At 35.8% G+C, this 19,609-nt stretch carries 15 protein-coding genes and 6 pseudogenes; 16 read left to right on the forward strand and 5 right to left on the reverse strand.

Annotated elements, in window-relative coordinates; all coding sequences use genetic code 11:
• The first annotated feature begins 65 nt into the window (after window positions 1-65).
• From AA637_RS08525 to rpmA, 8 genes and pseudogenes are all read left to right on the forward strand, one after another.
• A pseudogene (locus tag AA637_RS08525) lies at window positions 66-808 on the forward strand (IS5 family transposase).
• A 69-nt stretch (window positions 809-877) separates the two neighbouring features.
• Window positions 878-1,198 (forward strand): transposase, encoded by a 321-nt coding sequence (locus AA637_RS08530; RefSeq protein WP_446682398.1) that lies wholly within the window; start codon window positions 878-880, stop codon window positions 1,196-1,198.
• A gap of 305 nt (window positions 1,199-1,503) precedes the next feature.
• Window positions 1,504-2,190 (forward strand): annotated as a pseudogene (locus AA637_RS08535) (ISAs1 family transposase).
• Window positions 2,174-2,368, forward strand: a complete 195-nt coding sequence (locus tag AA637_RS08540; protein WP_446682399.1) for a hypothetical protein — start codon at window positions 2,174-2,176, stop codon at window positions 2,366-2,368. Before AA637_RS08535 ends, AA637_RS08540 begins: the two are co-directional and overlap by 17 nt.
• Window positions 2,369-2,437: 69 nt before the next feature.
• Window positions 2,438-3,317 (forward strand): annotated as a pseudogene (locus AA637_RS08545) (IS982 family transposase).
• 13 nt (window positions 3,318-3,330) lie between these two features.
• Window positions 3,331-3,606: pseudogene (locus AA637_RS08550) on the forward strand (ISAs1 family transposase); the annotation flags it as partial.
• A 165-nt stretch (window positions 3,607-3,771) separates the two neighbouring features.
• Window positions 3,772-4,143 (forward strand): 50S ribosomal protein L21, encoded by a 372-nt coding sequence (gene rplU, locus AA637_RS08555; protein WP_446682400.1) that lies wholly within the window; start codon window positions 3,772-3,774, stop codon window positions 4,141-4,143.
• 55 nt (window positions 4,144-4,198) lie between these two features.
• The gene (rpmA, locus tag AA637_RS08560; protein ID WP_069792118.1) at window positions 4,199-4,462 is read left to right on the forward strand and encodes a 50S ribosomal protein L27; all 264 of its coding nucleotides are present in this window, start codon (window positions 4,199-4,201) and stop codon (window positions 4,460-4,462) included.
• 344 nt (window positions 4,463-4,806) lie between these two features.
• Here rpmA and AA637_RS08565 read toward each other — a convergent pair.
• A pseudogene (locus AA637_RS08565) lies at window positions 4,807-5,897 on the reverse strand (transposase).
• 65 nt (window positions 5,898-5,962) lie between these two features.
• Window positions 5,963-6,633 (reverse strand): annotated as a pseudogene (locus tag AA637_RS08570) (IS5 family transposase); the annotation flags it as partial.
• 671 nt (window positions 6,634-7,304) lie between these two features.
• Here AA637_RS08570 and AA637_RS08575 point away from each other — a divergent pair.
• Window positions 7,305-8,516, forward strand: a complete 1,212-nt coding sequence (locus AA637_RS08575) for an HhoA/HhoB/HtrA family serine endopeptidase (RefSeq protein WP_446682401.1) — start codon at window positions 7,305-7,307, stop codon at window positions 8,514-8,516.
• Between the two features lie 55 nt (window positions 8,517-8,571).
• Here AA637_RS08575 and AA637_RS08580 read toward each other — a convergent pair whose 3' ends face one another.
• Window positions 8,572-9,903, reverse strand: a complete 1,332-nt coding sequence (locus AA637_RS08580; RefSeq protein ID WP_446682402.1) for a glycosyltransferase family 4 protein — start codon at window positions 9,901-9,903, stop codon at window positions 8,572-8,574.
• Window positions 9,904-9,980: 77 nt separating this feature from the next.
• Between AA637_RS08580 and AA637_RS08585 the strand changes: the two genes are divergently transcribed.
• Both AA637_RS08585 and AA637_RS08590 read left to right on the forward strand, forming a co-directional pair.
• Entirely contained in the window at window positions 9,981-10,712 is a 732-nt protein-coding gene (locus tag AA637_RS08585) for a tetratricopeptide repeat protein (RefSeq protein ID WP_446682403.1), read from the forward strand.
• Window positions 10,702-11,118 carry a hypothetical protein gene (locus AA637_RS08590; RefSeq protein WP_446682404.1) on the forward strand — a complete coding sequence of 139 codons (417 nt, stop codon included), beginning with the start codon at window positions 10,702-10,704 and terminating at the stop codon, window positions 11,116-11,118. Before AA637_RS08585 ends, AA637_RS08590 begins: the two co-directional genes overlap by 11 nt.
• Before the next feature lie 44 nt (window positions 11,119-11,162).
• Here the strand turns inward: AA637_RS08590 and AA637_RS08595 are convergent, their stop codons facing one another.
• Complete coding sequence (locus AA637_RS08595) at window positions 11,163-12,221, reverse strand: hypothetical protein (RefSeq protein WP_446682405.1); 1,059 nt, start codon at window positions 12,219-12,221, stop codon at window positions 11,163-11,165.
• A 625-nt stretch (window positions 12,222-12,846) separates the two neighbouring features.
• Between AA637_RS08595 and AA637_RS08600 the strand changes: the two genes are divergently transcribed.
• The 5 genes from AA637_RS08600 to AA637_RS08620 all read left to right on the forward strand — a co-directional run bounded on the left by AA637_RS08600 (window position 12,847) and on the right by AA637_RS08620 (window position 18,412).
• Window positions 12,847-13,710, forward strand: a complete 864-nt coding sequence (locus tag AA637_RS08600; RefSeq protein WP_446682406.1) for an ABC transporter permease — start codon at window positions 12,847-12,849, stop codon at window positions 13,708-13,710.
• A gap of 28 nt (window positions 13,711-13,738) precedes the next feature.
• Window positions 13,739-15,205 (forward strand): transglutaminase domain-containing protein, encoded by a 1,467-nt coding sequence (locus AA637_RS08605; protein ID WP_446682407.1) that lies wholly within the window; start codon window positions 13,739-13,741, stop codon window positions 15,203-15,205.
• Window positions 15,206-15,305: 100 nt separating this feature from the next.
• Entirely contained in the window at window positions 15,306-15,818 is a 513-nt protein-coding gene (fldA, locus tag AA637_RS08610; protein ID WP_446682408.1) for a flavodoxin FldA, read from the forward strand.
• 152 nt (window positions 15,819-15,970) lie between these two features.
• Window positions 15,971-16,999, forward strand: coding sequence for a chlorophyll a/b binding light-harvesting protein (locus AA637_RS08615; RefSeq protein WP_446682409.1), 1,029 nt, complete (start codon window positions 15,971-15,973; stop codon window positions 16,997-16,999).
• A 234-nt stretch (window positions 17,000-17,233) separates the two neighbouring features.
• Window positions 17,234-18,412, forward strand: a complete 1,179-nt coding sequence (locus AA637_RS08620) for a M20 family metallopeptidase (RefSeq protein ID WP_446682410.1) — start codon at window positions 17,234-17,236, stop codon at window positions 18,410-18,412.
• 155 nt (window positions 18,413-18,567) lie between these two features.
• Here AA637_RS08620 and chlG read toward each other — a convergent pair whose 3' ends face one another.
• Window positions 18,568-19,560 carry a chlorophyll synthase ChlG gene (chlG, locus tag AA637_RS08625; RefSeq protein ID WP_446682411.1) on the reverse strand — a complete coding sequence of 331 codons (993 nt, stop codon included), beginning with the start codon at window positions 19,558-19,560 and terminating at the stop codon, window positions 18,568-18,570.
• Window positions 19,561-19,609 lie beyond the last annotated feature (49 nt).

Consider the following 19,609-nt stretch of genomic DNA (forward strand, 5'->3'; position numbering starts at 1 on the left):
ATAACTGAATGAAAAACATGACAAGATTATCATATGATACTGACCTCACTGATGACCAGTGAAAAATTTTAGAACCTTTAATTCCTCTGGCTAAAACTGGTGGGAGAAATCGTAGTTTGGACATCAGAGAAGTTCTAAATGGGATCTTTTATCTTGTTACTAACGGAATAAAATGGAGAGCGATGCTTCATGATTTTCCGGAGTGGCAGAGTGTTTACACTTATTTTCGTGGGTGGGAATCTGATGGCACATGGCAAAAGATTAATCATAAACTACGAGAGCAATTACGCATTAAAGCAGGAAGAAACCCCTTGCCAACGGCGGGTAGCGTTGATAGTCAATCAGTGAAAACAGTTATGGGTGGTGAGGAAATTGGTTTTGATGGAGGAAAAAAAGTTAAGGGTCGCAAAAGAACAATCTTGGTAGATACCATGGGTTTGTTACTAGATTTATGTGTTCATGGGGGGAAAAGGTCGGAATGGAATTATTGGCTACCTTTGCCTCACAATTTTGGAGTTGCTTAAAAATAATTTGGGTCGATAGTACTTTTGCAGGAAAAGATTTTATCGCTAAAGTAGAGAGAGAATTTGGTTGGAATTTAGAACATGTCAAACGTACAGATTCAGACCCCGGTTTTAGTGTAGTTCCAAAAAGATGGGTAGTAGAGAGAGTAGAGAGAACTTATTCTTGGTTTAGTCACTACCGAAGATTGAGTAAAGACTATGAATTTTTGCCCACTACTAGTCAAATGATGATTTTTGCTTGTATGATTCATCTTATGGTCAGACGATTAGAACCTCAACCTTAAAATATTTAATTTTCTTTATAAGTAACTTTTCAAACAGGTTCTAGAGTAAATACACAATGGTTAAATTTAGTGTATGAAGCATTTGCCAAGGATGCTCTGGTAGACAATAAAAAAGTCTTGTTAGTAGAAGATAATGCCGGTTGGCATCGGAGTAAATCATCAAAAGTGCCTCAGGGAATTGAAATAGAATATTTACCACCATACTCTCCAGAACTACAACCAGCCGAAAGATTGTGGAGTTTAGTAGATGAACCTTTACTTAACCAATATTTTGAAAGTATAGAAGAAATCGAAGACATTTTTATCCAACGCTGTAATTTTCTTCGGCAAGAAATGCAGGAAGAAATTAGAAAGTTAACTAATTATCACTGGCTTAATTTTTCTCTCTAAATAAGTATACTACTTACACAGGATTTAGTATTATTAGTCTAAACTACAGTTGGAATCCTGCGAATATTTTTTTGTTTATCGGCTTATACTGAATCCGTCAAGAATAGTATGCGAATAGAACCAACAATGGGCTTAAGCCCATTGCCAAAAACAATAAATAAAAGTTTATTTTATAAATAGGACTTAGTATTATATCCCCATAACTGAACATAGGGGCTTTATGCCGACTTTTTGGTCAGGGCAAACGCATACTAAAAATTTATGAGAAAGTGATATGGTAAACATCATAGAGGAAATTAATAGCCGTGAGTTCTGAGAAATCATACTTGTGGAAACATTTTGAAAATATTGAAGACCCACGAACCAGTTACTTAATTGAATATAAATTAGTTGATATCATAGCATTAACAATTTTAGCCGTTATTTGTGGTGCCGACTCTTGGGTGGAAATTGAAGAATATGGTAAAAGTAAAGTATCTTGGCTAGAAACATTTCTCGAACTGCCCAATGGTATTCCTTCTCATGATACTATTGGTCGTTTATTTGCTCGTCTATGTCCAAAGCAATTACAATCAGCTTTCCTAGATTGGATTAATCATATTGCTCAGATAACACAAGGAGAAATAATAGCTATTGATGGTAAAACATTACGGCACTCTTATGATTCAAGTCAAAATAAAAGTGCCATTCATATGGTAAGTGCGTGGGCTAGTAATAATAACTTGGTTTTGGGACAGTTAAAAGTATAAGATAAATCCAATGAAATTACAGCAATTCCGAAATTATTGGCAGTTTTAGAACTTAATGGTTGTATTGTGACCATTGATGCAATGGGGTGTCAAAAGGACATAGCTAAAAGGATTATCGAGAAAGGGGGAGAGTATATTCTTAGCCTCAAAGGTAATCAAGGTAATTTATTTGAGGATGTAAAACAATTATCTGATTGGGCATGGAAAAATAATTATCAAGAAATCCTTGGCGGAAAAATATGAAACCATAGAAAAGAATCATGGTCGAATTGAAAAACGTCGTTACTGGTTGATGAATTCGGTGGCAGATTTCATCGATAGTGAAAAATGGGTGGGTTTAAAAACTATCGGAATAGTGGAATCAGAAAGAAAAATTTTAGGGCAAAAAGCCACATTGGAAAGAAGGTACTACTTAACCTGAGTTCGGGATAAGAGAAAGGACAAATAGTAAGCTAAAAGTAACCACAAATTTAAATTACTATATTGTCCTATGTCTAATTTAGATGAATTATTCTGCCATGTCGATGATTGGGCTCAAACATTTGAGCCTTTATTTCAAAAACAACTTTTATCGAGTGGAGTTGGGAAACGTATAAGAGCAAAAAGTCTTTGTTTAAGCGAATCGGATGACCATTTTGATTGCTTTTCATCAAAACAGTTATCGTAATTTCAAACATTTTTATCTCAATCATGTTCAGCAATATTGGAGATCAGCTTTTCCCAAACTTCCCAGTTATAACCGATTTATTGAATGGATACCATCAACCCTAATGCCTCTTTGTGTATATCTCAAACATTGTTTTGGTCGTTGTACAGGTATTAGTTTTATTGATTCAACCAAAATTCAAGTTTGTCATAATCGACGCATTTCAAGGCATAAAGTTTTTCAAGATTTAGCCGCGCGAGGAAAAACCTCCGTGGATTGGTTTTATGGTTTTAAACTTCATTTAGTTGTCAATGAATTGGGGGAAATTCTCAATATGAGTTTAACCCCGGGTAATGTAGATGACCGAAAACCCGTTACTGAACTCCTAGAAACACTTTGGGGTAAAGTATTTGGAGATCGAGGTTATGTCTCGGCTAAACTAGCCACAGAGTTACTTGAAGAATATGGCATTGAATTTTTTGCTAAACCTAAGCGTAATATGAAAAACAAACTCATGAAACTCCATGACAAGTTACTTTCTCGTAAGAGGTCTATTGTGGAAAATGTTTATGATCAACTCAAAAATATTTCACAAATAGAACATTCTCGTCATCGCTCACCTGTCAATTTTTGTGCCAACCTTCTTTGTGGATTAATTGCATACTGTCATAAACCCAAGAAACCTACGCTTCATTTAGACTGGCTTTTACCTCAATCTGCTTAACCCGAACTCAGGTTACTTAACGAGTTTAGATCATGGAGTAGAAACTTTCGCCCGAGGAATAAGAAGTCATTGGGGAATAGAGAATAAATTGCATTGGTGTTTAGACGTAGGGTTTAGGGAGGATGAAAGTAGAATCAGAAAAGAAAACAGTAGTGAAAACATGGCAGTCATTAGACATATTGCTTTAAATTTGTTGAATCAGGAAAAGAGTTGCTCTCGAGGTAAAAAAGCAAAACGACTTAAGGCAGGATGGGACAACGATTACTTACTTAAGATTTTGTCTGCTTGAGTATGCGTTTGCCCTGAATGTTAAACATAATTAGTTGACAATCGCTCAATAATAAAGATACAATGATTGGTTGTGTCTCAACTCCTGTTCGGATCAGGTAAAGGCATCAAGAAAAAGCAAAAAAAATTTTGCTACCTGTACGGCAGTATATATTAGGAAAAAATTATGACTTACGCAATAATCGAAATCTGCGGGAAACAACTGAAGGTTGAACCCAGTAGATTCTTTGAATTAGATAGATTTGACCTTGAAGTAAACGAAGAATTAAACATCGATAAAGTATTACTCGTTAGCCATGAGGGAGAAATTCATGTAGGACAACCCTACGTAGAAGGTGCTTCTATCAACGGAACTATTTTAAAACATAGCCGAGGCAGAAAGGTAATTGTTTATAAAATGCAACCCAAGAAGAAAACCCGTAAGAAAAGAGGACATAGACAGGAATTAAGTCGTTTAATGATTAATTCCATCAGTCTAGGGGGCAATGTCATCGCTCAAAAAGAAGCTGAAGCAACTACTGAAGCAGTAGAAGCATAAAATAACATACACTTAAAGAAACAGTACACTCTATTAAAGGAAATAGCATAATACCATGGCACATAAGAAAGGTACAGGTAGTACTCGTAACGGAAGAGACTCTAACTCGAAACGCTTAGGCGTTAAATGCTTCGGCGGTGAAACCGTGAAAGCAGGAAATATCATTATTCGTCAGCGTGGTACCAAAGTTTACCCTGGTGAAAATGTTGGACGTGGCAATGATGACACTCTTTTTGCTTTAATCCCCGGGATTGTTACATTTGAATTCAAAACCCGTAGCCAAAAGAAAGTAAGCGTTTATCCTTTAGAGGCTAACTAAGTTTTTTCATCAAAATCACTGAAGTTTTATTTCAGTCATCATTAACTAAATTGGGGTAAGTTTTGCGACTTGCCCTTTTTTTATTACTTTGACTTGAAAAATAATTATCGTTAATTTAACCTGAGTTCGGGATAAGAGAAAGAACAAATAGTAAGCTAAAAGTAACCACAAATTTAAATTACTATATTGTCCTATGTCTAATTTAGATGAATTATTCTGCCATGTCGATGATTGGGCTCAAACATTTGAGCCTTTATTTCAAAAACAACTTTTATCGAGTGGAGTTGGGAAACTTATATCCCTCTTTTGTCACTTTCCGAAATAACTAATCGGAAAAAATGAATTTATCCACTGAGAAAATGAATCATACAATTATTGCTGTGGTTCAGTAAATGATTAAACCCTATCCATAATAAATCGCTCTCCATTATTCTTAACCAAGGTAACATTGTGCAAAAGATGAGCATTGGTTTAACCATAATTCGATAGTTAATCAATGTATTTTTCCAACTACTAAAATCACGCCAATCTTCTGTGATGAAGATTTTCTTATCTTGAGTCTCTACTATTTTTTTTTGATTAATTAAGTCTGTAATAGGTTTAGTTTTTAAGCTAATCATCCAGTAAACACTATTAATAATTTCCCACCATTTTTCTATATCTTCTCCCTTGGTTAAACGATAATCTGTCCAGCCTAATTCTTGTTTACACTGCCGAAATCCATACTCTACCCATGTACGTTGACCATATAAATTTCCCATGGTTTTTTTCTGTTGAGTTCTCGTTTTTTGGATGTTAGTCATTACAAAACTAGTGCTGTTTTCTGGCATAGTTTCTGTGTTAGTAGTAATTTGCCAATAAGTTATTTCTCTTCTGAGACCATAAATAATTTCTCTAATGTATCTATCTTCTTTTTTACCATCACTAAAGGGAAAGTAATATTTCTATAAAGACCATAAACATTTACTGATACTATACCTTGATCTATTTTCCCTAAGCTTCCCAAATATTGTCGAGAAGTATAATCTGTGTTATTTCCTTATCTTGGTGCGCGTTCCCTTGCGTCTTTCGCCGACGCGGGATCGCACCGCTTTTTACGATCTCCTGTTTCATCAATGATTACTGTAATCGGTGTATCAATCAGTATACTTAAAATATATTTTAAACGTACTTTTTCCAAGTCTGATGAATTCCAATTAGATTTTGTCAAAAAATGATGTAAACCTTGAGAGGAAACATTAACAATTTTACTTATTTCTGGCAAAGATTTTCTTTTGAGTGTTGAAATTAATCCTAAGTGTAAATATTTAAAATATTCATAATTACGCACATCGGAAAATAAAGAACGATAAAACGAACAATAGTTATCAATCAGAGGAACTGTTTCTGTGGGATTTCGAGGTAAGTGTTGCCTGATTTGTTCAGCTATATCCATTGCCATAATTGCGTTTCATTTTTACTATCTTTTTATTTTGCCACTTTTTCTCTCGGAAAGTGACAAAAGAGGGATAATCGGGCAAAAAAGTTCTCAATCAAATGTCTTGCTTGATATAAATACTTATCATATTCTCGTTGTTCTTTTCTATTTCTTTTTGGTGGAATAACCGCTATTTTATCCTGCTTCTTTAGCTTTTCCAGAACTCTTCCATCTGCATCATAACCTTTGTCCCCTAACAAAATATCCGCCTTTATTTCTTTTAGTAAAACATCTGCACCGTCCAAATCACATTTTTGTCCTCCGGTGAGGAAAAAACCTGTAGGATTACCTAATGCGTCAACCGTAGTATGAATTTTTGTACTTAAACCTCCTTTACTTCGACCTATTGCTTCCTCGTTTTTATCCCCCCTTTTGCACCAGCACTATGCTGGTGTGCTCTTACTATGGTTGAATCAATCATGGCATATTCATCGTCACTATCTCCTGCCAAAATTTGAAAAACTTTTTCCCAGACACCTTTTTTATTCCAACGACTAAAACGAGTATGAACCACTCGAAAATCACCAAATCGACTAGGTAAATCTCGCCAAGGAATACCAGCTTGATACCTGTACAATACCGCTTTGACAAAAAGTCGATTATCTTTGGCGGTGACTCCCACTGTACCAAATCGACCCGGTAATAAATCTTTAATTTTTTCCCATTGATCGTCTCTCAAACCATACCTGCGCATCTCTACCATATCCTCACTTTTGTTACAATTACTATCATCCTTATTTTATCTGTTATTCTCTTCCATTTGATGACACGCCCTAGGTATGATAAACGAAAAATAAATTTTCTTGGTGCTATTTATCTAGCCGCAGTCGTTATATGGCTTAATTGATGGCACGCCCTAGGAAAACGACACTTAATTTGTTAACTTGATCTCAGAGACTGTTAAACCTGATTTAACTGACAATACTTGATATGCAAAGATTTGAAGGGTCTTAGTTTTAGATGAGACTAATCTGTTATCACGTCATTTAATCTGTTACTGTACAACATATTAATATCTTTTAGGCATTTGATGGTTTCAGGTCTTTATTGGTAATGAAACAAGATTGTGCGTTTAAGTATATCAATACATTTTTTCTCTAGGTAGATACTCTCGTATTATGGGAATATTGTTAATTGATTGAATTTTTTTGTTATTAGAATTGTTGGTGAATTATTTTCAGGAACAAAGTTCATCAAAAATTCATCTCAGGTTCACAGGAAAGTCATACAGAATATTTATATTAGATTTAGTCAGCTTAAAAAGGTTTTCCTCTTTATCTCCTTCGCACTTTAAGCTGACTCCCCCAAACAATATTTTTAAAAATCTATAATTATTAATAAGAGTAAGTAATAAGAATATATATTATGAGTAAAAAGTCTTTATTTTCTAAATTAACGGCGGGTACTTCTTTACTGGTAGTGGGCTTAGGAATTGGCATGGGGGTAAGCTCTTTAACAAATATTTCGGAAATGTCTGCTTTCACTCCTTCTTTCACTTCTACGGAGGAAAATAGTGATAGTGATGCTTCTTCATCCATTGCTAGAATCCCAGAAATGAATCGTAATGGCAATGTTAATTTTGTGGCGGAGGTGGTACAAGATGTGGGGCCGGCAGTAGTTAGGATTAATGCTTCTCGTACTGTCAGCACTAGGGTGCCTCCTGTTTTTAATGATCCTTTTTTCCGTCGTTTTTTCGGGGATCAAATTCCTGAGATGCCTCAAGAGGAGACTAGGGAAGGAACTGGCTCTGGTTTTATAATCAGTGCGGATGGTAAAATTTTGACTAATGCCCACGTGGTGGAAGGGGCTTCGGAGGTTTCGGTTAACCTTAAGGATGGTCGAGTTTTACAAGGTAAGGTATTGGGCAGTGACGCTCTGACGGATTTGGCAGTAATTCAGGTGGAAGCAGATAATTTGCCTGTGGCGAGATTAGGTAATTCCGATGATTTAATTATTGGAGAATGGGCGATCGCCATTGGAAATCCTTTAGGATTAGATAATACTGTTACTACGGGTATTATAAGTGCTACGGGGCGATCGAGCGCTCAAATCGGGGTAGGAGACAAACGCCTTGACTTCATCCAAACTGATGCAGCTATCAACCCTGGTAACTCAGGAGGCCCCTTACTCAACGCCCAAGGGGAAGTCATAGCCATCAACACCGCTATTATTCGTAATGCTCAAGGTTTAGGTTTTGCCATTCCTGTCAACCGAGCGGCGGAAATTGCCGAACAGCTAATTGCAGATGGTAGAGTAGATCATCCTTATATCGGTATTTCCATGGTTTCTATTACCCCTCAAAATCGCCAGAGAATTGAAAGTCAAGGATTTACCGTGGCCCCTGATGACGAAGGAGTATTAGTGGTGCAGGTGGCCCCCAACTCCCCCGGTGCTAGGGCTGGATTACAACCAGGAGACATTATCACAAACATTGGACAAGATAGCGTGAGAGATGCAGAAACAGTACAAAAAGCGGTAGCTTCTAGTCGTGTAGGTAATGATTTAGCATTGAGATTAAGACGTAACACAGAAGAAGTAAATCTTAATGTCACCCTTGGAGTTTTGCCTACCCGTTAATAAAAATTTCCATTGAATTATTGGCAATCACCCTCTGGGGATGATTGCTTTTTTTCTAAAGTTTAGATAGTATGTCGGAAATTTGCGATTGATAATTATCAAAAGTGTATTTACTACTTAGTTTTTCTCCATTGGTAATTAATTCCTCTCGTAAAGTATTATTATTAACCATCTCTAAGATACCTTCTGCAATTTCAGGAATACTATTAGGATTGACGTATAAGGCTGCATCTTGACAGGCTTCGGGAATAGCAGAGATTTTGGAGGTTAATACAGGGCAGCCCATAGCCATGGCTTCGAGGGATGGTAAGCCAAACCCTTCATACAAGGAAGGAAATACAAAACAATTAGCATTGCGCAATAATATTAATTTTTCTAGGTCGTTGACATACCCAATGTGTCTGATAGAGGCGTAATTACGCTTAGTTATGCGAACATCTTTATCCTCTGGGTTAATATCTATTTTATCCATAAATATTTCGTTACCATAACCGGGTGAACCGACTAAAATTAGGGGCATTTTTATTTTATCTTTTATGGCACTATAAGCATCAATGAGAAGGTCAATATTTTTTCTCATTTCTAATGCTCCAACATATAGTATGTAGTTATTTTTTTCTAGCTTATATTTACTTAAAATACCTTCATTAAATATTTCATTTTTAGCAATTTGTTTATCTGTATCATCAATGGGTATGGGCTGATAAATTACTTTGATTTTATCTTCATAGTTGGGGTTAGGAAAAGTTTTTAATATTTCTTGTTTAGAAAATTCAGAAATGGTAAGGACTAAATCAGAATATTTCAGCGCACCTAATAAGTTTTTGTAAAAAAGGGAGTTAAAGCGACTGGCTGGGGGATGATATAGGGTGACAAGGGGAATTAAATCGTGGACGGTTTGAATGGTTAAGCCATTTTTATAGTTATTTTTGGCTGGGGAAGGCGCGGTGGTGAAAAGTATATCGGCTTGTTTTGTATCAATTTTAAAGGGAGTATCGGATAAGACGGCATGAAGATTAATGGTTTTATAAATAGAAGTCTGGTTAATATATCCATCGACGGCAGATAGATAATTTAGTTTATTGTTGTTATAGTAACTAGAAGCTACTTGATTGACTTGTTTTGACTTTTTTTTGCCGATAGATGTGGAGATATAATCTAATATTATTCTTTGGAGGGATGGTTCGGTGGGATCATCAAAGTTTCTTAAAATATTTAGTTGTTGTAAGTTATTGATTTGATTATTTTTTGCACTAGTTAAAAGATAATTATCATAGCCTAATTTTTTTGTTGTTTTGATCACTGATTGGGCATAAAAACCGATACCACGATAATATTTTTCTTCTAAATCTGAGGCACAAAAAACAACTTTTTTATTGACGGACATTTTTTCTTGGTAATAATTATTTCTATACTAGGGTAAACTAAAAGTAGTAAGGTGTTTTAATTTTATTCCTATGGGTTATGGTTGAACAAAATAGTCTTTATCGCACCTTGGAATGTCGTCCTGATAATTATCAGGGTTGGTACAATCAGGGTAATATATTGCGATCGCACAATAACTTACTTGATGCGTTATTCTGTTATGAGAAGGCGTTGGAATACTATCCCAATGATTATTTTTCTTGGTATTACCACGGTAAAGTATTGGAGGAATTGGGGAGATACAATCAAGCCATAAAAAGTTTTCAGGAAGCCTGTGCCATTGAAAAAGATAATTATTGGGCTTGGTATAGTGCTAGTTATATATTGCAAGAAAAAATAGGACATCACAAAGAAGCAATTCCTTTCTTACTCATTGCCCTAAAAAATAATCCTTCTGACTATTGGGCTACTTATCGCTTAGGAAAAGCCTATTTATATCAAAAAAAATATCTCAAAGCCTTAGACTTTTTTCAACAAGCTCTCAAAATTAGACCAAATGATTATTGGTGTTATTATCGTTGCGGGCAATGTCGCCAAAAATTAAATCAATTAGATTTAGCTAAAATTAACTATCAAAAATCATTACAAATAAAACTCCAAGACTATTGGTCAATTGCTAGTTTAATAACTGTCGCTGAGTCTCAAGGATTATTTTATGAAGTTGTTGAACTTAGCAAAAACATTAGTAATATTGATAGCATATGTAGCGATATAGAGCAAAAAATATCTTTAGCTCATTTTATTACAGGTATAAATAATAGTGAAAATTAGCCTTTTAACAAATGTCTTGATCAGTATTTGTTTCTATTCATTTTTAGCTGGTTGCACCAACGAAAGAATATCAAGTTGCCGTCAATTGACTAACTCTATTTCCCCCATAGAGGAAAAAATGAATGATTTAGAGGACAATAATTTAGAAATGATACTTGATACGGCTCAAACTTTTGAGTTAACCAGTCAAGCAATTACTAATCAATCTTTTGAGAATGATAATTTAAGAGAATATGCTTTGCGGTTGTCTCAGGTATATCAAGAGTATGCTGATAATACCAAAAATTTTGTTGACGCCTATGAAAAAAAAGACCAAGAAAAAGGTATATTTTATCAACAGCAACTTATTAATTTATTTAGCCGACAACAGGAAATTGTACAAACAATTAACAACTATTGTATTTAACTGATTTGTATCACAAAAAAAATTAGTATTTATTATTAGCAAAATTAAGATTTATTACTAAAAATATTGATCATATCTTCATGTTTTACATAAATATCAATGCCTGGAATTTCTTTTAGATACTCTGGGGAAAGATTATATTCCTTGGCAGGATATTGAGCTCGATTATCCTCAATCATATTATATAAATTTGCCCATTGCCCCATAACTTCTATTAAACGAAAATATTGACCTGAGTTTTTTTCATGCTTTTTACTCAATGCTAAATATTGTAAGATAATAGCATAATTTTCTAAGGTTTCTTTGCTTTTTGGTAAACCAATAATGCGAGTTACTTGGAGGAAAATTTCTTGGTTTTTCCTCACTAAGTCGATAACAGCATTGGTTTTTCTTAAGTCTTTTGATTGTAAGTAATTTACCATATCAGACAATACTTTTAGAATACTTAAATCTTTAATATCTGTTCTTTTGAATAAGTATAATAATCGTAGCCCTAAGTCTTGCTTAGTAGCCAGTTGTTTGACGGATTCAGCATAATCATTAATAGCTATTTTTCCTTCTTCACTTTTGATTGTGGCGTTAATTTCCTCTCGTTTTGTTTCTAGTTTTTCTTTAAATTCTGCGGAAGAATATAGTTGTTTAGGTAGATATTTTTTCTGGGCAGTTAAAATACCGTTTTCTTTTTCTTCTTCTGTCTCTTTTTTTTCAAATATTTCTGTTAATATTGTTAATACATAGTCGTAATATTCCTGTTGTTTTGAGCTACGATAACGTAATTCTGTTTGCTCAATTTTTAGAAATATGGACTGAGCTGCGATCGCAACTCGTAGTAATTCTGCACTATTTTCTAAACCTTCATACTGACCAGTATTTTTTGCAAAAGACGCTCTAATATTGAGAAAAAATTTAAAATCAGACTGGTTTAAATAATCACTATCCAAAGTTTTGGCAATGGAAGTCAAAATTTTAAGTTCAGAAAATAGTTGATTGTGTAATATTACAGCACTTTCGGGAACATTTTGCTTATGGGGAGAATCAGAGGAACTGTTATCTTCAGAGCTAAATATATCTGTGGTTAAAATAGCTTTAATTTTTTTGAACATATTTTGTAATAGTTAAGCATACTTTTTCTTTATGACTATATAATAACGATAAATCTTCTATCCATAGTTAATTTTTTTACATTAATTAATTATTTTTATAATTTAATATATTATGTTTATTTAACTTCATAATATTTATCATCATAAGTAGGGTATCGAAATTAGTTATGACTTTTATTTTACTAAGTCTCCCACAAAAAAAGGGTTTAAACCTTTTACTTAAATAGATTTAATTATATCAACTTACTTCTTATTAGATTAATATTTATAGATTCTCTAGATTCGCCATCTGATTAATGATTAAATAAAAGACATCATAACTGTAGTTTTAAAAAATACAATTGTTTGACTAAATATAAGAATGTCATTTAAGAAGTAAAATATTTTAAAATAATCAAAAAATTTAACAATATTTCACCATAAAATTAAAATATAGCATTTTTTATAATTATGAGATACATTTATGATTTTCAAGTCCCCCTTATTAAGGGGGATTTAGGGGGATCATTTTGTAGCCCGTAACCACGATAATTGCTATAACTAAATAAATTGGAAAAGCCTAATTTTATAAAAAAGATTGGTAAAAACTGTTTAAGGTAAAACTAGATAATCATAATGTAATCAAATGATTTTTAAAAACAGAAAAAAAAGTATATTTCTATCCCTAAGTATCAACAACATTCTTCTTCTGTGTGGAATATTGATCACCTTATTTTTCATTATCCTTGCCTTAAGTGCTTCATTTTTACAAGAGCAAAATATAATTCAGAATCCCCTTGAATCTTTAATTAATCCCATACATCAGCCACCCAATAATGAGCATTGGTGGGGAACAACAGGACAGGGATATGATGTATTTTCAAGGACAATTTTTGGTACTCAGGCAGCTTTTAAAGTAGTAACTTTAGCCACAGGATTAAGTTTAGTAATTGGAGTGCCATTAGGATTAGTAAGTGGTTATTTCGGAGGAAAATTAGATAAACTTTTACTATTTTTAATGGATACTATTTATACTCTGCCTGGTTTGTTGTTATCTGTTACCCTTGCTTTTGTGGTGGGCAGAGGAATTTTTAATGCCGCTATTGCTTTATCCATCTCCTACATTCCACAATATTATCGGGTGGTGCGCAACCACACTACCAGTGTTAAAACAGAGTTGTTTATCGAAGCCGCCCAAGCCATGGGGGCAACACCCCAAAGAATTTTGACGAAACATTTATTTTTTAATGTGGTGCAAAGTGTCCCTGTTTTGTTTACTCTTAATGCGGCGGATGCCATTTTAATTTTGGGGGGGTTAGGTTTTTTGGGTTTAGGATTACCCGAGAATGTGCCAGAATGGGGTTATGACTTGAGATTGGCTCTGGATGGTTTATCTACAGGTATTTGGTGGACTGCTTTATTCCCCGGATTGGCAATGACGGCTATGGTAACGGGGTTATCTTTATTAGGAGAGGGCTTGACTGAGTTTTTTGAGCCTCGTATTCGCTGAGTTTATTTTTTTTATTGTTGAGGTTTTCATGAGAAGTAAGCATAATGCTGTTCGTAAAAAACAAAGAATAAGACAACAAAAGCGAAAGAAAAAGAATCGTTTTTTTCTGTTTTTAATTCTGGTGGGTTTTCTTCTTTTTAATCACTATGGAAATCCTCAATGGCGATCGCACTTTGAAGATAAATTAACCTATGAAAATATAGTTAGTTTTATTAATAGTTTCAATTTTAGAATCACATCTTTAAAATCATTAACCCAAGAATTTATTACAGAGTTTAATGGCCCCGTGGTTAAGGGGGATGTAAACAGTCTTGATAAAAATCGTTTTGCGGAAATAGATGCCAAGGCTTTACAGGTTGAATATTCAGGGAATTCTACCTCAGAATTAGCTAATCTTTTGAGTCAATATGCCACTACAGAGGAGGAAAAAGCAAGGATAATTTATACTTGGATTACCCATAATATTGCTTATGATGTAGTGTCTTTAAATACTTTTATGAACTACAACATTTATCCAGATGTTAGTGTTAAAACAGTTTTAAATACCCGTCAAACTATCTGCTCTGGTTATGCTAACTTGTATCAACAGTTAGCTAAAAATATGGGTTTAAAATCAGTTATTATCATCGGTTATGCAAAGGGTGTAGATTATGCTGTTGGTAATGATAATAATGTCAATCATGCCTGGAATGGAGTGCAAATTGAGGGAAAATGGTTTTTGTTAGATCCCACTTGGGGTGCTGGAACCATTAATGAAAATAGTTTTGAGAAGAATTTTAATGATTTTTACTTTGCAACTAATCCTGCTAATTTTATTTATACTCACTTTCCTGAAAATAATAAATGGCAGTTATTAGATCAACCTTATACTAGAGATAAGTTTGACAATTTGCCTACAATTTCCCATCAATTTTTTACAGGCAATTTTGAATTAGTTAGTCATACAAATAAGAAAATTATAACTAATAATATAGTTGATATTATTTTAAAAGCTCCTCGAAATTTAGTTGCGATCGCATCTTTACAACAGAATGAGCAAGAAGTAGAAGGACAACATACATTTGTGCAAAGACAAGGAGAATTTATTAATATAAAAGTCTCATTTCCCCATAGAGATAATTACCAACTAAAGATTTTTGGAAAAGAGCAAAATGACGATAATAATTTTCCTTTTATTGTAGGTTATGATATTGTTGCCAATAATCAAATTAATCAACAATTTCCCTTTATATTTACTCATTTTTCTGAAAATAATGGCTACCTAGAATCACCTTTTAATGGTCAATTAAATCCTAATCAGAATAACTATTTTAAATTAAGGGTTGATAATGCCACCGATGTCAGAGTTTTTGATAAGTCCTCTAACAATTGGACTACTTTAACCCGTTATGGCAACCTCTTCACTGGTAATGTAGCAGTTTCTCGGGGAGAAGTAATTGTTTATGCTCGGTTTCCAGGCGATCGCAATTTTTGGGGTTTATTACGCTATAACTAACAGTTGCAACTAGATCGCAATTAGGTTACTCTATTCGTAAAGCTAATGATAGTAATTATCAATAGTTTTAACCAGTAATCAAAATAAAAGATCAACAATTATGGCAAAAATAGGCTTATTTTATGGCACCCAAACAGGAAACACAGAAACCCTTGCCGAATCTATCCAAACAGCCCTTGGGGGAGACGGCATGGTTGATTTACATGACGTTGCCGATGTCGAAATCGAAGAACTTGACAACTACCAATATTTAGTAATCGGTTGTCCCACATGGAATGTAGGGGAATTACAAAGTGACTGGGAAGGACTTTATGAAGACTTAGATCAAATTAACTTCCAAGGCAAAAAAATCGCTTATTTTGGTGCAGGAGATCAAATTGGCTATGCCGATAACTTTCAAGATGCCATGGGGATTTTAGAGGAAAAAATTAGCGAATTAGGGGGGCAAACCGTGGGTTATTGGTCAGCGGAAGGTTATGAATTTAACGAATCAAAAGCCCTAAAAGACGGTAAATTCGTTGGTTTAGCCATCGATGAAGACAATCAATCGGAGCTTACGGACTCTCGCATTGAGTCTTGGGTGGCTCAAATCAAACCAGCATTTGGTCTTTAATGCTTTTACCCAAGGGCGGATCAACATTCCGCTCAAACCTGTTAATAAAAGTTAACAGTATTTTTATTGCATTATTTTTGCAATTAAGTTAGTTTATGAATACGCTTATTGAATAACTCTACTAATAAGCATCGTTTAAATTTTGATAATCTATGCAAACCTACGACAACCCGAACGCAAAATATGACTGGTGGGCAGGAAATGCCCGATTTGCCAACCTCAGCGGTTCATTTATTGCCGCCCACGTGGGGCAAGCAGCCCTGACAGCTTTTTGGGCTGGGGCTTTTACCCTTTTTGAGATCTCCAGATTTGACCCTAGTTTACCCATGGGTGAGCAAGGATTGATTCTTTTACCCCATCTAGCTACCCTTGGCTGGGGAGTAAGCGAAGGAGGAGCTGTAATTGATACTTATCCATACTTTGTGATAGGTTCGATTCATCTTATTTCCTCCCCATTTTTGGGGGCAGGAGCATTATTTCATATCCTCAAAGCGCCGGATGATTTAAAAAAAGCCGAAGGACAAGCCAAAAAATTTCATTTTGACTGGGATGATCCTGCTAAACTAGGACTTATCCTCGGACATCATCTGTTATTTCTTGGTTTTGGGGCTTTACTTTTGGCAGGGAAAGCCATGTATTGGGGAGGATTGTATGACTCTACCACCCAAACCGTCAGGTTAGTTACTAACCCCACCCTTGATGCGATGACTATTTATGGTTATCAAACCCATTTTGCTAGTATTTCTAGCCTTGAAGATCTTGTGGGAGGTCATATCTATGTGGGTATCATGTTAATTGGGGGTGGAGTATGGCATATTTTAGTACCTCCCCTCAAATGGGCAAGAAAAGTGTTAGTTTTTTCTGGGGAAGCAATTCTTTCCTATTCTTTAGGGGGCATTGCCTTGGCTGGTTTTGTGGCGGCTTATTTTTGTGCTGTCAATACCCTTGCCTACCCTGTGGAATTTTACGGGCCAGTATTGGAGGTAAAATTGGGAATTGTACCTTACTTTGCTGATACCGTTAATTTGCCCTACGGTGAAAATACATCCCGTGCATGGTTGGCAAATGCTCACTTTTTCCTTGCCTTTTTCTTCTTACAAGGACATTTGTGGCACGCTATCAGGGCTTTAGGATTTGATTTTCGCCGAGTGGAAAAAGCCTTTGAGTCTCTGGAAGCCTAAAAAAGAAATGGTGAGATAGGAGGCTACTACATTAGATAAATACTTAACCTTCTCTCACCAGTCCCTTATCTTGGACAAAATTGGGAAATTGTCCATAGCTTATTAATGATTCTCTTTTCATATTAGCAGAAGGAAGTGGTAACGATCGCCGTTATCCTTTCTTCTTTTTTTTGGTGTTCAAATTGATTGGCACTAAGATATATATATCTAAACACCTGAGTTTGTAAGAGTGCAATGTTATCAGAGATCAAAAAAATAGCTACGGAAATCAGCCCAAGATTAATTGAAATTCGGCGCCATTTTCACGCCCATCCTGAGTTGAGTGGCAGGGAATATCAAACAGCGGCCTATGTGGCAGGGGTATTGTCTTCCTGTGGTTTGAAAGTAAAGGAGGGGGTGGGAAAAACGGGAGTAATTGGGGAGTTGGAGGGGAAGGAAAAATCTCGTGGTTATCTTGCTATTCGGACTGATATGGATGCTTTACCTATCCATGAAACGAGTCAGGTGGAATATGCTTCTCGCAATGCGGGAATTATGCACGCCTGTGGGCATGATTTACATACTACGGTGGGTTTAGGTACGGCGATGATTTTATCTCGTCTTAAAGATGAAATGAAAGGGAAAGTTCGTTTTTTGTTCCAACCTGCCGAAGAAATTGCTCAGGGAGCTTCTATGATGGTGGAAGATGGGGCGATGAAGGGCATTGATGCCATTTTTGGGGTTCATGTGTTTCCATCTATTCCTGCCCAAGTAATTGGGGTTAGATACGGGGCGCTGACTTCTGCCATGGATGATATTGAGATTACGATTCAGGGGGAGGCCGGTCATGGGGCGCGTCCTCATCAGGCTATTGATGCCATTTGGATTGCGGCGCAGGTGATTACTACTCTACAACAGGCTATTAGTCGTACTCAAAATCCCCTTGATCCTTTGGTGTTGACTATCGGACAGATTCAGGGGGGTAGGGCTGCAAATATTATCGCTGATCAGGTTAAAATGGTGGGTACGGTGCGATCGCTCAATCCCCAATTAAGGGAAAATTTACCCCAATGGATTACCAATATAGTTAAGGGAGTCTGTGAGATTTATGGGGCAAAAGCGGAGGTTAATTATAAGTATTGTTTGCCCAGTGTACAAAATGACCCTGATTTAACCAAAATTTTGGAAAAATCTGCCCTAGAGGCCTTTGGGGAAGATAAAGTGATTTCTATTCCTGAGCCTTCTTTGGGGGCGGAGGATTTTGCGGTTTATTTGGAACACGCCCCCGGGGCTATGTTTCGCTTGGGGATAGGAAAGGAGGGACAACATAATTATCCCTTGCATCACCCCCGTTTTGTGTTGGATGAGTCCGCTATTTTTACGGGGGTGGTAATGATGGCTTATGCTGCTTATCAGTATTTAGAGCAGTTATGAGTTACTCCCTAAATCCTTCAATCCTGGGTAGGGTGATTCAAAATAGGTATCAAAATTGATTGCCCCTCACCCCCAACCCCTCTCCCAAAAGGCGAGGGGAGTTTAACCAAGTATTTCAACTTAATCCCTGATACCACCTAATCTCTTTAGATGAATTATGAGTTACCGATGGCAAGTCCTAATACGAGCATTCCTAAGACGAGGAAGGGTTGCGCACTGGCTTGATATTTGACATCATTTTCAAGAGGATCTCGTAAAAAGTACATATCTTGGAAAGTAATTTGAGGAATGATGAGAAGGAAGAGGATGGCAGCATAAAGGTTTTTGTGGATGCTCACTAAATATAAACCCATTCCAGCCTGAAACACATCAATCATGATTACACATATCCAAGCGGCGGTGGTAATACCAAACATCACTGGTAATGATTTTAAGCCTAAAGTGCGATCGCCCTCTACACTCTTAAAGTCATTAACCACGGCAATGCCTAATCCAGCCATACTATAAATGAGGGTCAAAACCACAATAGTCCAATTTAACTGCCCAAATAAAGCATGACCAGCCCACCAAGGAAGGGCGATATAACTAGAGCCGAGGGCGTAGTTACCTAACCAGCCATTTTGTTTTAACTTGAGAGGAGGAGCCGAATAAATATAGGATACCAATGAACCACCAATGGCCAAACAAGTTAATACAGGGAAATCATGACCCGCCCAAACATCCAAACCATAGGCGATCGCAATTCCTCCAATTAATAAAACGATAATTTGAGTAACCACTTGGGGAATGGTAATAGCCCCTGAAGGAATCGGACGATAAGGCTCATTAATAGCGTCAATGTCTCGATCATAAAAATCATTAATAGTCTGGGTATAACCCGTCAACATTGGACCAGACATGAACATACAAGCAAGAGCAATCAAGAAATGCTCCACACTCCACACATATCCTCCCGAAGAAGCAGCCCCACAAACAACCCCCCAAATAAGAGGAATCCAAGTAATAGGCTTCATCAACTGCAACCTTATCTGCCAGATATTTTTAGCTTGACTAGCTCCTTTCATGCCCAACATTTGACGGGCTTTTGAGCCTTTATCCTCTCGCTCCAAATCAACTTTTGTATAATCTTTATTTTCTGCTTCAGTCATAACCTTAATGAATAATTAATTTTTGCCTTAAGGAAATAGTAACCAAAAC

Source organism: Cyanobacterium sp. HL-69 (genome assembly GCA_002813895.1).
Taxonomy (GTDB): domain Bacteria; phylum Cyanobacteriota; class Cyanobacteriia; order Cyanobacteriales; family Cyanobacteriaceae; genus Cyanobacterium.